The organism is Maritimibacter alkaliphilus HTCC2654 (assembly GCF_000152805.1).
In the GTDB taxonomy this organism is placed as follows: domain Bacteria; phylum Pseudomonadota; class Alphaproteobacteria; order Rhodobacterales; family Rhodobacteraceae; genus Maritimibacter; species Maritimibacter alkaliphilus.
The window spans coordinates 351,106-363,929 of sequence record NZ_CH902578.1; the positions used below are offsets into that span (position 1 = coordinate 351,106).

A 12,824-nucleotide genomic window follows, 5' to 3' on the forward strand; every position below is an offset into this window, starting at 1 on the left:
ACAGAGAAAGAGCGGGCGTCAGGCCAGTCCGAGAAGTGCCAACATGACGGGGATCGTGACGACCGCCGCCATGGTCTGCGCGGTGATGAGGCCGGCCATATAGGTGCCGTCGCCGCCCAGTTGGCGGGTCAGCACATAGGCGGTCGGCGCCGTGGGAATTGCCGCGAACACGGTGAGCACCAGCGTCTCGGTGGTGCCGAGGCCGATCAACCCCGCAATCAGCCAGGCGAGTGCGGGCATCGCCAACAGGCGTAGGGCGAGGGTGCCGGTCAGGGCGAGCCCGTCCTGACCGAGCGCCGAGGGCCGGAGTGCCGCGCCGACGCACAGAAGACCCAGAGGCAGGCTGGCCTGTGCGATCAGGGTCAGGAAGCTTTCGATCCCGAAAGGAAGGCCGGTGCCCAGAAGGGCCAGCGCGATACCCACGATGCAGGCGAGGATCAGGGGGTTGGCGAACACCGTGCGCAACATCAGGCGCGGGTTGCGAAACGCGCTGCCCTCGGTCAGCGCCATGATCGACAGCACGTTCACCAAAGGCACGCCGATGGCAAGGCAGACCGCCGCGCGTTCCAGCCCCGCAGGCCCGGTGAGCGCCGAGGTCACGGCGAGACCAAGATAGGTATTGAACCGGATGACACCCTGAACCGTCGGGCCGAAGCGGGCGGCGGGCATGGGGCGGACGAGGCGGATCAGGCTCAGGGCGGCGAAGGCCATGAGGATCACCGCAACCATCGCACCGCCCAGCCGCAGAATGGCCGGGTCGTCCAGCGGCGCGCCCGCGAGGTTGCGCACGAGCAGCGCGGGGAACAGGACGAAGTAGTTTATGCGCTCCGCCGCCGGCCAGAAGCCGGCATCGGGAAACCCGCGCCGCGACAGGACGAAGCCCAAGCAGATCAGCGCGAAGAGGGGCCAGATGGTGAGGAGGAGCACGTTTCGGGTCCGTGAACTGTTCCCCGTCCGACTACCACCTCGCCCGCCGAGGGGCCAGACGGACAAAAGAAAACGGCGCGGCCCGGGTGGGTCGCGCCGTTTCCGATCTGGTCGAAACGATCAGTCCTTGGGGCCGATCATATCCTCGGGCCGCACCACGCGGTCGAAGGTCTCTTCGTCCACGAAGCCAAGGCCGATGGCCTCTTCCTTCAGCGTGGTGCCGTTCTTGTGTGCGGTCTTGGCCACCTTCGTCGCGTTGTCGTAGCCGATGGTGGGGGCCAGCGCCGTGACCAGCATCAGGCTTTCCTTCATCAGCTTGTCGATGCGCGCCTCGTTGGCCTGAATGCCCATCAGCATCCGCTCGGTGAAGCTGTCCGCCGCGTCGCCCAGAAGCTGGATCGACTGGAGCAGGTTGTAGCTCATCATCGGGTTGTAGACGTTGAGCTCGAAGTGGCCCTGCGAACCTGCGAACTTGATCGCCGCGTCGTTGCCCATGATATGCGCCGCCACCTGAGTGAGCGCCTCGGCCTGCGTCGGGTTCACCTTGCCGGGCATGATTGACGAGCCGGGCTCGTTCTCCGGCAGGATCAGCTCGCCCAGACCCGAACGCGGGCCGGAGCCCAAGAAGCGGATATCGTTGGCGATCTTGTAGGCCGCGCCCGCCGTGGTCGCGATCGCACCCGACAGGAACACCATGGCGTCGTGGGCCGACAGCGCCTCGAACTTGTTGGGCGCGGTGACGAAGGGCAGGCCGGTGATCTCGGCCATGTTCGCCGCGACCTCTTCGCCCCAGCCGGGGCGGGTGTTGAGCCCGGTGCCGACGGCGGTGCCGCCCTGCGCCAGCTCGTAAATCCCGGGCATCGCCAGCTTGATGCGTTCGATCCCGTTGCGGATCATCTGGGCGTAGCCCGAGAATTCCTGACCCAGCGTCAGCGGCGTCGCGTCCTGCGTGTGGGTGCGGCCGATCTTGATGATGTCCTTGAACTCGTCACGCTTGGCTTCCAGCCCGGCGGCGAGTTTTTCCAGACCCGGCAGGAGCACGTCGCGCACCGACATGGCGGTGGCGATGTGCATGGCCGTGGGAAAAGTGTCGTTGGACGACTGGCCCATGTTGCAGTGATCGTTCGGGTGAACCGGGTCTTTCGATCCGATCACGCCGCCCATGATCTCGATGGCGCGGTTCGCGATCACCTCGTTCGCGTTCATGTTCGACTGGGTGCCGGACCCGGTCTGCCACACCACGAGCGGGAAGTTGTCGTCGAACTTGCCCTCGATCACTTCGCCGGCGGCCTGAATGACGGCCTCGCCGATCCCCGCGTCCATCGCGCCCGCTTTGGTGTTGGCCTGCGCGCAGGCCTTTTTGATGACGCCGAGCGCGCGCACGATGGCGACGGGCTGCTTTTCCCAGCCGATGGGGAAGTTCATGAGCGAGCGTTGGGTCTGTGCACCCCAATACTTGTCGCTGGGCACTTCGAGCGGGCCGAAGCTGTCGGTTTCTGTGCGGGTCTCGGTCATGTCAAAAGCGCCTCCGAATGGAATCTGGCGCCTTCATACCAAGTGTTTCGCAAGGATCAACGTCAATGCTGTATACGATGGAATGCAAAGACATGGGCGGGGGGAAGGTTGGCCCAGACCATGCCGCGATAGGTAGCGGTAACACCCAGTTCCGCCTGCATCGCCGTCCCGATGGGGGCGCGCGGCGAATAGGTGATCTGGCTGAACCAGCCGGTCGGTGCCATGACGTCCAGCGCGCGGCCCACCACCTCGCGCTGGATCTGGGGTCGCGCCAGCACGGGCACGCCCGAGACGACAGCGCCGATGCCCGTCAGGCCGATCTTCTGGATGTCCTGCGCCGGGCGGTTGAGCACGCGCACGCCGGGGAAGCGGTCGCGCAGGATGGCGCAGAAGTTCTCGTTCGTCTCGAGCAGCGTCAGGCGAGACGGATGCACCCCGCGCATGAGGATTTCGCGGGTGAAGCTGCCGGTGCCCGGCCCGATTTCGACGATGGGGCCGCGCACGTTTTCCAGACCGCGGGTCATCTTGCGGCCCACCGCCTGTGACGAGGGCGCGATGGCGACCACTTCGCCGGGTTTGCGCAGGGTCTCTTTCAGGAAAAGCGTGACGTTCGACATGGGATCCCCCTGTTGGCTGGGGGAGAGAGACGACAGTTGCGTAACGCGCCCGTGTCGACAGTCTGAAGGTTTTGTGACGGCTTACTTGCGGAAGCTGTCGAGGCTCACGACCTCGGCATCCTTGGGCGCGGATTTGCCCTTGTCGGCCTCGCGCGCTTCGCGGACCGGACGCGCGGGCGCGTCCTCGATATCGGCTACACCGTCCTCTTCGTCGTCGTCATCGTCCTGCGTTTCGAACCGCAAGCCGAATTCGACCGACGGGTCGACGAAGGTGCGGATCGCGTCGAAGGGGATGTACATGCGTTCGGGGTTGTCGCCGAAGTTCAGCGTCACCGCGAACCCGTCTTCGGTGACGTCCAGATCCTCGAACCAATGCTGCATGACGACCGTCATGTCCTCGGGAAACCGGTCCGAAAGCCAGTCGGCCAGTTCCACCTCGGGGTGCATCGTGTCGAAGGTGATGAAGAAATGATGCGCACCGGGCAGCCCGTTTTCGGCCACGTCGGACAGTACCTGACGGATCAGGCTGCGCATGGCGTCGTGCATCAGGTTTCCGTAGTCGATGGACCGCGACATATTGGTTCCCATGGTCTCCTGCCCTCACCATACGGGATTCGGAAGGGATGAAAAGGCGGCGTGTTCACATTTCACGGGACCATGCCGGTGAGCCATCCGGCCCCCGCCAGAAGCACGAGGGCGAGGGGAAGCGGCAGGCGGAAGAGCGTGAGAAAGACAGCCGCCAGCACCGTCAACCCGACCGCGCCCCATGACAGTTCGCCGGACGATAACCGACCGTTTTGAAACAGGAAATGGCGTGCGAAATACAGCGCGAGGGCGGCGATGACGCCGACGACCGCCGCGCTGACGGCGCTCAGCCCTGCGGCCAGCCGGGGATGCGCCGTGAGCCGGTCCAGATGCGGGGCGAGCGTGAAGACGAGGCCGAAGCAGGGCGCGAACACCGCCCAGAGCGTCAGCACGCCTGCGCCAAGGGCCGCTCCGGTGCCCATCGGGGCGGCGGCGACCATGCCCGCGAACTGGGTGACGAGGATCAGGGGGCCGGGCGTCGTTTCGGCCAGCCCCAGCCCGTCGACCATCTGGTCGGGGGTGAGCCAGCCCTGCGTTTCGACCAGCGCCTGCGCCATCCACGCGAGCGCGGCATAGGCGCCGCCGAAGCTGAAGATCGCGAGGCGCGAGAAGAAGGCGGTGATCTGCGCAAGATGCTCTGCGCCGATCAGCCAAAGGATCGCGAGCGGTGCGAGCCAGAGGATAGTCCAGAGTGCTGCCGTCCTGACGCTGCGCCCGACGGGGGCCGGGGCCGCCACATGCTCGACCGTTCCGCTGCCGAAGGCCGCGCCCGTAAGCGCGGCGACGAGGACGACGACGGGAAACGGAAGCGAGAACAGGGCGAGGGCGATGAAGGCGGCGAGGGCGAGGGCGCGGGCCCTCCATGTGGTCAGAACCTTGCGCGCCAGCCGGGCAAGCGCCGTGGCCACCACCACGATCACGGCGGCCTTGATGCCCATGAACGCCGGTTCGACCCCCGGCAGATCGCCCCAGCGCAGGTAGGCCAGCGTGATGAGCGCCATGGCGACCGCGCCGGGCAGCACGAAAAGCGCCCCGGCGATCAGCCCGCCCAGCGTTCCCCGCAGACGCCATCCGGCATAGGTGCAGAGCTGCATCGCCTCGGGGCCGGGCAGGAGCATTGCGAAGGACAGGGCGCGGGTGAACTGCGCCTCGCTCAGCCAGCCCAGCCGGTCGACGAGTTCGCGGTGCATGACGCCCATCTGCGCCACCGGCCCCCCGAAGGACAGAAGGCCGATCTTGGCGAAGGTGCGGATCAGGTGGCTCAGGCTGGGTGGCTGCATGGCGCGATAGGGCCAGCAACCCGTGAGCGGCGCAAGAGCGTTCGTGATAGGGGATTAGTGCAGGTTTCTGTTGCCAGGTACCTGCGAACCCCGCCTTACGCTGCTAGGCGCAAGGGCTTAAATTTCGATCTTTCGGACTGCTTAGGCAGCCAGAGCGATCGGAGCACGATTGTCGTTGGCAATTATGCATTGTGAACCGATAACGGTGGTATCTCACCGGGACAAAGCAACACCTTTACACGTTCGTCGATCCTGTTTCGGCCCCATGTCCCCCCAACGACGGGTGTTTGGTGGAGCCGCCGGGTACCGCCCCCGGGTCCGATCCGCTTATTACGAGCGCGTTTATGCCCATAGTCCCCAAAGGGACAGGACAGATATAGGCCGGACCTTGGGGTTTGAGAAGGGGGTGCGGGCGAAATCCGGTGCGGATTCCGGTTCGAATTCGCGCGATCAAGGTGGGGGCGACAAGACGACGTTCTTGGGCGTCGCGGACGAGTTCACATGAATGGCGGCCTTGGCGGGCCGAATGTGGTGCAGGTCTGGATCGGGCAGTGTGGCGTGTGGCAGGCCGCCACGCCGCCGGGAATCGACCCCTCGATTCGGCACTCGCCGCCGCGCCCGACATCCGGCCCGTGCCGTTTCAGCCTGCGCCAACGTCGCTTGATCGCCTGTTTGCGACGCTGATGTCGCAAATGGGGAAACTCGTTTGCGAAATCCATATCCTACGTTAACCTTCACTTACGGGCGGACGCGTTGCGGAGACGCCGCATCGCCCCCCGAAACGTCAAGAAGATGCGGGCGGCGCCCTAGGGTCCCGACCTGCACGGAGAAGGGGGACCATGTTCAAACACATCATGGCGCCGGTCGATCTGGGTCATCTGGAGGGGCTGGAACATGCGCTCAAGGTGACGGCCGATCTCGCCAAACTTTACGACTGCGACGTCACATATGTCGCCGTCGGCGCATCGACCCCGGGCAGCCTCGGGCACAACCCCGAGGAATTCGCGCAGAAACTGGGGGAATTCGCGGCCTCGCAAGGTGAATTGCACGGGGTCCGGACCAAACACCACGCGATGACGTCGCATGATCCGACGACCGAAATGGACGATGCGCTGCTGAAAGCGGTGGACGAAACCGGGGCCGACCTCGTGGTCATGCAAAGCCACGTGCCGGGGCTGATGGACTACATCTGGCCGTCGAACGGCGGCAAGATCGCGGGCCATGCCAAGGTCTCGGTCATGGTCGTGCGCGGCGCCTAAGCGAACAGGAAGGATAACACATGACGGAAACAACCGACGATCAGGGCATACCCCAACCCACGGGTCATGCCGACGTGATCGAAACCGAATACGAGATCGGGCAGGACAATATCGAGTCCTCGATCGGGCCCTTCGGGTTCGACATTCACAACCCGGTCTTCCTGATCTCCGGCCTTGCGATCGTGGCGTTCGTGCTGTTCGCCTTCATCGCGCCGACGACGACCGCGAACTTCTTCTCGGGCGTCGATGCCTCGGCGGTCGAGGGATGCGAAGCGGGCGCGTTCTGCGATGTGGGGCTGAGGGCCTATCTCACCTCGGGCTTCGACTGGTTCTTCCTGTCGGCGGCCAATATCTTCGTGATCTTCTGCCTTCTGCTCATCGTGACGCCCCTTGGCAATGTGCGCCTCGGCGGCGTCGACGCCAAGCCGGACTACGGCTACGCTGGCTGGTTCGCCATGCTGTTCGCTGCCGGCATGGGCATCGGCCTGATGTTCTTCGGGGTGCTGGAACCGGCCTATTACTTCGGCACGCCTTGGGGTGACGAGCCGCTCGGCGCCGTGCGTCCCTTCACCGAAGACGGCGCCCTCATCCCCGAGAACGTGGCCGAGGCGAAACGGATGGCGCTGGCCGCCACATCCTATCACTGGGCTTTGCATCCCTGGGCGATCTACGCGGTCGTGGCGCTGTCGCTGGCATTGTTCAGCTACAACAAGGGCCTGCCGCTTTCGATCCGCTCGGCCTTTTACCCGATCCTCGGCGACCGTGTCTGGGGCTGGTGGGGCCACATCATCGACGTGCTCGCGGTGTTTGCCACGCTCTTCGGTCTGGCGACCTCGCTTGGCATCGGCGCACAGCAGGCCAATGCGGGGCTCGGCTTCGTCTACGGCGTGCCGGTCAACACCACGGTTCAGGTCATCCTGATCTGCGGGATCACCGCCATCGCGCTCGTCTCGGTGCTTCGGGGTCTCGACGGGGGCGTCAAGATCCTGTCCGAGATCAACATGGTGGTCGCGGTCGCGCTCCTGCTCTTCGTGGTCATCACGGCGGGCGTCGTGCAGGTGTTCAGCAACTTCTTCACCGGGCTTCTCGGGTATTTTCAGGAGATCATTCCCCTGTCGAACCCGATCGGACGGACGGATGACGGCTACCGCGAAGGCTGGACCGCGTTCTACTGGGCCTGGTGGATCTCCTGGTCACCGTTCGTGGGCATGTTCATCGCCCGCGTGAGCCGTGGTCGTTCGGTGCGCGAGTTCGTCACCTGCGTCCTCATCATCCCGTCGCTCGTCTGCGTGTTCTGGATGGCGACCTTCGGCGGCTCCGCTATCGCCGATATGGTGGCGAGCCCGGAAGCCTCGGCGGTGAAGGCGAACGTGATCGACAGCTACAAGCCGGAACTGTCGCTCTTCGCGATGCTTCAGGGCCTGCCGCTTACCGCGATCACCTCGACCATCGGGATCGTGCTCGTCATCGTGTTCTTCGTGACCTCGTCGGACTCCGGTTCGCTGGTCATCGACACGATCACGGCGGGCGGCAAGGTCGATGCGCCTGTCCCGCAGCGCGTGTTCTGGTGCACCTTCGAGGGGGCCGTCGCCATCGCGCTCCTTGTCGGGGGTGGGTTGTCATCGCTACAGGCGATGGTGATCTCGACCGGCCTGCCGTTCACGATCATCCTGCTGCTCATGTGCTACGCGATCTGGAAGGGTCTGGCATCCGAGCGCACGACGGTGAAAGAGGCTCTGGCCGCAGAGTGACCCAAGCCCCCGGCGGCCCGTGTCGCCGGGGGTTCACACCGCTTGACAGTCCACATCATGCGCGCACTCTGGCGCAAACGGAGGCTGCCATGCGTTATGTCGAACAAACCACCATCGACCGGTCCCGCGACCGCGTGATCGCGAAATTCGACAATCCCGAGAACCTCGCGAAATGGCAGGAAGGGCTGGTGTCGATGACGCATCTGTCCGGCACGCCGGGGCAGGCGGGCGCGAAGTCGAAACTCGTCTACCAGATGGGCAGCCGGACCATCGAGATGGTGGAAATCATCGAAGAGAACGCGCTGCCCGACCGCTTCGTCGCGATCTACGAGGCCGACGGCATGTGGAACCGTAACGAAAACCACTTCGAGGAAACCGACGAGGGCAACACCGAGTGGTCGATGCTGTGCGAATTCCGGCCCAGCAGCCTTATGCTCAGGGTGATGGCGACGCTGATGCCGGGGATGTTCCGAAAGCAGACCCGGCAGAACATGGACGCGTTCCGGGATTTCGTCGAAAACGGTTGAACCGGGCGGGGTTACGGGGCGTAGACTCTGCATGAGTGCTTCAACCGTCATCCTGTGGTTTCGCCGCGATCTGCGGCTGTCCGACCATCCCGCCCTGTGGGCTGCCGCCAATGCCGGCCTTGTCATTCCCCTGTTCATCCGTGACCAGTCCGTCGATGGCCTGGGCGCCGCCGCGAAATGGCGGTTGGGCGAGGGGCTGCGGGTGTTTGGCGAGGCTCTGGAAGACCGTGGCCTGAAGCTGATCCTGCGGCGCGGCAACGCGCGCGACGTGTTGCGCGAGGTGATCGAAGAGACCGGGGCGACCGAAGTGCATTGGTCCCGGCTATACGACCCGGAAGCGATCGAACGGGATACGGACGTGAAATCCGCGCTCAAGGAGGCGGGTATCGTGGCCGAAAGCCACCCCGGCCACCTGATATTCGAGCCGTGGACGGTCGAGACGCAGACGGGCGGGCCCTATAAGGTCTATTCGCCGTTCTGGCGCGCCGTGAAGGACCGCGACGTCGATGAGCCGCTGCCGACGCCCGACCTGACCGGGCCTGAGAGCTGGCCTGACAGCGACGATCTGGCGGACTGGGCGCTTGGCGCGGATATGAACCGTGGGGCCGGGGTGCTCGCGAAATACTGCAATCCGGGCGAACGCGCGGCGACATCGCGCCTCGGGTCGTTCGTGGCGCAGAAGATCGACGCCTACAAGGCCGACCGCGACCTGCCGGCCGAGGATGCGACCAGCCGGATGTCGGAATATCTGACCTATGGCGAGATTTCCCCGCGCCAGCTTTGGGCCGCCGGGGCGCGGGCGATGGACGCGGGCAAGGCGGGGGCCGAGCATTACCTGAAAGAGGTTGTCTGGCGCGAGTTCGCCTATCATCTGCTTTACCACTTCCCCCAGATGCTGACCGAGAACTGGCGCGAGGGGTGGGATGACTTTCCATGGCGCGAGGATGAACGACTGGCCGAGGTCAAGGCGTGGAAGCAGGGGCGGACGGGCGTGCCCTTCGTCGATGCGGCGCTGCGTGAGATGTATGTCACCGGCTATATGCACAACCGCGCCCGCATGATCGTGGCGAGTTACCTGACCAAGCACTGCATGATCCACTGGCGCGTTGGGCAGGCGTGGTTCGACGATTGCCTGACGGACTGGGATCCGGCCTCGAACGCGATGGGATGGCAGTGGGTGGCGGGCTGCGGCCCGGACGCGGCCCCCTATTTCCGCGTCTTCAACCCCGAGACGCAGGGCGAAAAGTTCGACCCCAAGGGCACCTATCAGAAACGCTGGATCGCAGAGGGTCAGACCAGCCCGCCCGAGACCGCCACCGACTATTTCGAGGCGATCCCGCGAAGCTGGAAAATGGAGCCGGGCGGAAACTATCCGCGCGAACCTGTCGTGGGTTTGAAGGAGGGACGCGAAGCCGCGCTCGCCGCATACGAGGCGCGTCCGAAAGCCTCAGACAGTTAAGAAACCCTTGCGAGAGCGGGAAAAATCCGCTCACCTATCCAAAAAGACAGGGACGACCGAATGATCCACACCTCGACCAAGGGGCAATCCGACTTGCCCCGCTATTTTCCGCAGGTCTTCTTCATCGCTCAGAAAATCGGCAAAGGCCGTGTCGATTTCGTGATGCCCGATGGCCGGACGTTCCGCGCCGAGGGGAAGGAACCCGGGCATGTGGCCGAGGTGCATATCCATTCCGACGACGTCTTCGCCCGTCTGGTGCGCGAGGGCGATCTGGGCTTTTGCGACAGTTACATCGAAGGCGGCTGGTCGACGCCCGACCTGCAATCCTTCCTCGACTTCATTCAGGACGGGAACGATGTGCTTTACGCGGGCTTCAACGGCGGCGGCATCATTCGCGCCTATGAACGGTTCCGCCACTGGCTGCAACGCAACACCAAGAAACAGGCGAAAAAGAACATCTCGGCCCATTACGATCTGGGCAACGATTTCTACACGCTCTGGCTTGACGACACGATGACCTACAGTTCCGCCTACTTCAAGACCGGGCAGGAAAGCCTTGAAAAGGCTCAGGAACAGAAATACGCCAGCATGATCGACGAGATGGGCGCGCAACCCGGCGACCATGTGCTCGAGATCGGGTGCGGCTGGGGCGGTTTCGCCGAATATGCCGCGAAGGAGCGCGGGCTACAGGTGACCTGCCTGACCATCAGTCAGGAACAGTTCAATTATGCCGTGGAGCGTATTGAAAAGGCCGGGCTTTCCGACCGGGTGACGATCAAGCTTCAAGACTATCGCGACGAAACCGGCCAATACGACGGCATCGCCTCGATCGAGATGTTCGAGGCGGTGGGCGAGAAATACTGGCCGGTCTATTTCGAGACGCTGAAGAAGTGCCTGAAGCCCGGCAAACAGGCGACGCTCCAGATCATCACGCTGACCGAACGGCGCTATGAACGCTATCGCAAGGGCGTCGATTTCATCCAGAAATACATCTTTCCGGGTGGGATGCTGCCCTCGAAGACGGTGCTTCGGGCCGAGATCGACAAGGCGGGACTCGCGTTTCGCAACCAGATCGCGTTCGGGGAAAGCTACAGCGTGACGCTCAGGCGCTGGTTCGATACGTTCAACGCGAAATGGGACCAGATTCAGACCATGGGGTTCGACGACAGGTTCCGGCGGATGTGGAACTTCTACCTTGCAGGCTGCGCCGCGGCGTTCCACACCGGCAACTGCGACGTGGTGCAGGTCACCGTGGGAAAACCCGCCTGAGGAGCCAGACATGGCCCGGATGAATGCCAGACGACTGCCGACTTTCGCGGGTCTCGTGGCCGCGATCCTGCTTGCCGTGCTTGGCGTCGGCGTTTCGGAACTGACGCGGCCCTATTTCGACGAAGGCACGCCGCTTACGTGGCTGCACCCGGTCGCGGCTGCGATGGGGCTGCTCGTCGGCTGGTTCTTCACCGGACCGAAGCTGCAAAAGCGCAAGGGCAAACCGGTTGCGATCGGGCTGACTTCTTCGATCGTGCAGGCCTTCCTGACCATGTTCATCTTCGCCTCGGACCTGATGCTGACGCGGGCCTTGCGCAATTCCTACCGCACGGTGATGGAGGCGGTCGCCGGCGTGTTCGAAGCGATGATGGATTACGGCATACGGGTTGCGCAGCCCGACGTGATCGTCGCCACGCTTCTGGGCGGGGTGCTGGTCGGCTTCATCACCAACTGGGTCGCACGGCGGACACGGTGAGCGACCTTCCGATCTTCGTTTTCGGCACCCTGTGCCATGATGCCCTGCGCGATGTGGTGCTGGGTGACGCATCCGCTGTTGTGGCCGTGCCCGCCTGTCTGAGTGACTACCGGACCCATTGGGTCGAGGGGCAGGACTATCCCATGCTGGTGCCCACGCCGGGCGCGCAGGCCGATGGTCTGATCCTCGACGGTCTGACCGACACCCATCGTGCGAGACTGGACTTTTTCGAGGGCGGGTTCGGCTATGACCTGAACGAGGTCGACGTCACCTCGGGGGGCGAGACCCGGAAAGCGTTGCGGTTTCAGCCCGATCACGATGCGCGGCCCGGTGTGGCTTGGCGCTTGTCAGACTGGGCCGATCTGCACGCGCCGCTCTGGGTCGCGGCGGCGCGCGAGGCCATGGGATATTTCGGCCGGGTCACCGGGGCCGAGCTTGCCGCGCGGATGCCGCTCATCCGGCTTCGGGCCGCGGCGCGGGTGCGGGCCGAGGCGTCGCTTCCCGCCACGCTGCGCTCCGACATGGACAGGTCCGCCGACATCGATGTGCTCGCCACCCGCCAGCCCTATATCGACTATTTCGCCGTGGGCGAGGTCGATCTGACGTTCCGCCGTTTCAACGGCACGATGAGCGCGCCTGTGACCCGCGCGGCCTTTCGCATGGGCGATGCGGTGACGGTGCTGCCCTACGACCCGGTGGCCGATACCGTCCTGCTGGTCGAGCAGTTCCGCATGGGGCCCTATATGCGCGGCGATCCGAAGCCTTGGCTGCTGGAACCCATCGCGGGCCGCGTCGACCCCGGAGAGGCGGTCGAAACCACGGCCCGGCGCGAGGCGCTGGAAGAGGCCGATCTGAATGTCACGAACCTGCATTACGTCAGCGGGCATTATCCCAGCCCGGGCGCGGTGACCGAGTTCATCTATGCCTACGTGGCCGAGGCCGATCTGTCGGCCAAGGATGGCACCGTCGCGGGGCTGGCGAGCGAGGCGGAGGACATCCGCTCGCACGTCATATCCTTCGATCACTTCATGCAACTGGTCGAGACGGGCGAAGTGGCGGCGGGGCCGCTCGTCACCTCGGCCTATTGGCTGGCACTCAACCGCGCACGATTGCGCGGGGATGCTTGATACCCGCCCCCCGGTCACATACCAAGAAGAGGG

12 protein-coding genes and 1 other RNA gene are annotated in these 12,824 nt (G+C 64.5%); 7 read left to right on the forward strand and 6 right to left on the reverse strand.

What is annotated here, in order from left to right:
• Positions 1 to 18: 18 nt before the first annotated feature.
• The 6 genes from RB2654_RS02865 to ssrA all read right to left on the reverse strand — a co-directional run bounded on the left by RB2654_RS02865 (position 19) and on the right by ssrA (position 5,330).
• Positions 19 to 927: an AEC family transporter gene (locus RB2654_RS02865; protein WP_008328436.1), complete on the reverse strand. Its 909-nt coding sequence runs from the start codon at positions 925 to 927 to the stop codon at positions 19 to 21.
• Between the two features lie 120 nt (positions 928 to 1,047).
• Positions 1,048 to 2,442 (reverse strand): class II fumarate hydratase, encoded by a 1,395-nt coding sequence (gene fumC / locus RB2654_RS02870; RefSeq protein ID WP_008328438.1) that lies wholly within the window; start codon positions 2,440 to 2,442, stop codon positions 1,048 to 1,050.
• 62 nt (positions 2,443 to 2,504) lie between these two features.
• Positions 2,505 to 3,059, reverse strand: coding sequence for a class I SAM-dependent methyltransferase (locus RB2654_RS02875; protein ID WP_008328439.1), 555 nt, complete (start codon positions 3,057 to 3,059; stop codon positions 2,505 to 2,507).
• Between the two features lie 81 nt (positions 3,060 to 3,140).
• On the reverse strand, positions 3,141 to 3,635 hold the full coding sequence (locus RB2654_RS02880; protein ID WP_040885399.1) for an SspB family protein: 495 nt from the start codon (positions 3,633 to 3,635) through the stop codon (positions 3,141 to 3,143).
• Between the two features lie 71 nt (positions 3,636 to 3,706).
• Positions 3,707 to 4,924, reverse strand: coding sequence for a chromate efflux transporter (chrA, locus tag RB2654_RS02885; protein ID WP_008328443.1), 1,218 nt, complete (start codon positions 4,922 to 4,924; stop codon positions 3,707 to 3,709).
• A gap of 56 nt (positions 4,925 to 4,980) precedes the next feature.
• Positions 4,981 to 5,330: a transfer-messenger RNA gene (ssrA, locus tag RB2654_RS22750) on the reverse strand.
• 433 nt (positions 5,331 to 5,763) lie between these two features.
• On the opposite strand from ssrA, the gene RB2654_RS02890 reads away from it, so the two are divergent.
• The 7 genes from RB2654_RS02890 (at position 5,764) to RB2654_RS02920 (ending at position 12,791) form a co-directional block, all read left to right on the forward strand.
• Positions 5,764 to 6,183 carry a universal stress protein gene (locus RB2654_RS02890; RefSeq protein ID WP_008328444.1) on the forward strand — a complete coding sequence of 140 codons (420 nt, stop codon included), beginning with the start codon at positions 5,764 to 5,766 and terminating at the stop codon, positions 6,181 to 6,183.
• 20 nt (positions 6,184 to 6,203) lie between these two features.
• On the forward strand, positions 6,204 to 7,934 hold the full coding sequence (locus RB2654_RS02895; protein ID WP_008328445.1) for a BCCT family transporter: 1,731 nt from the start codon (positions 6,204 to 6,206) through the stop codon (positions 7,932 to 7,934).
• An 89-nt stretch (positions 7,935 to 8,023) separates the two neighbouring features.
• The gene (locus RB2654_RS02900) at positions 8,024 to 8,461 is read left to right on the forward strand and encodes an SRPBCC family protein (protein ID WP_008328446.1); all 438 of its coding nucleotides are present in this window, start codon (positions 8,024 to 8,026) and stop codon (positions 8,459 to 8,461) included.
• A 31-nt stretch (positions 8,462 to 8,492) separates the two neighbouring features.
• A complete protein-coding gene (locus tag RB2654_RS02905; protein ID WP_008328447.1) occupies positions 8,493 to 9,920 on the forward strand; it encodes a cryptochrome/photolyase family protein in 1,428 nt (475 codons plus the stop codon).
• Between the two features lie 60 nt (positions 9,921 to 9,980).
• On the forward strand, positions 9,981 to 11,189 hold the full coding sequence (locus RB2654_RS02910; protein ID WP_008328448.1) for an SAM-dependent methyltransferase: 1,209 nt from the start codon (positions 9,981 to 9,983) through the stop codon (positions 11,187 to 11,189).
• Between the two features lie 10 nt (positions 11,190 to 11,199).
• Positions 11,200 to 11,664 carry a TrgA family protein gene (locus RB2654_RS23280; protein ID WP_008328449.1) on the forward strand — a complete coding sequence of 155 codons (465 nt, stop codon included), beginning with the start codon at positions 11,200 to 11,202 and terminating at the stop codon, positions 11,662 to 11,664.
• Positions 11,661 to 12,791 carry an NUDIX domain-containing protein gene (locus RB2654_RS02920; RefSeq protein WP_008328450.1) on the forward strand — a complete coding sequence of 377 codons (1,131 nt, stop codon included), beginning with the start codon at positions 11,661 to 11,663 and terminating at the stop codon, positions 12,789 to 12,791. The genes RB2654_RS23280 and RB2654_RS02920 overlap by 4 nt, the downstream gene beginning before the upstream one ends.
• Positions 12,792 to 12,824 lie beyond the last annotated feature (33 nt).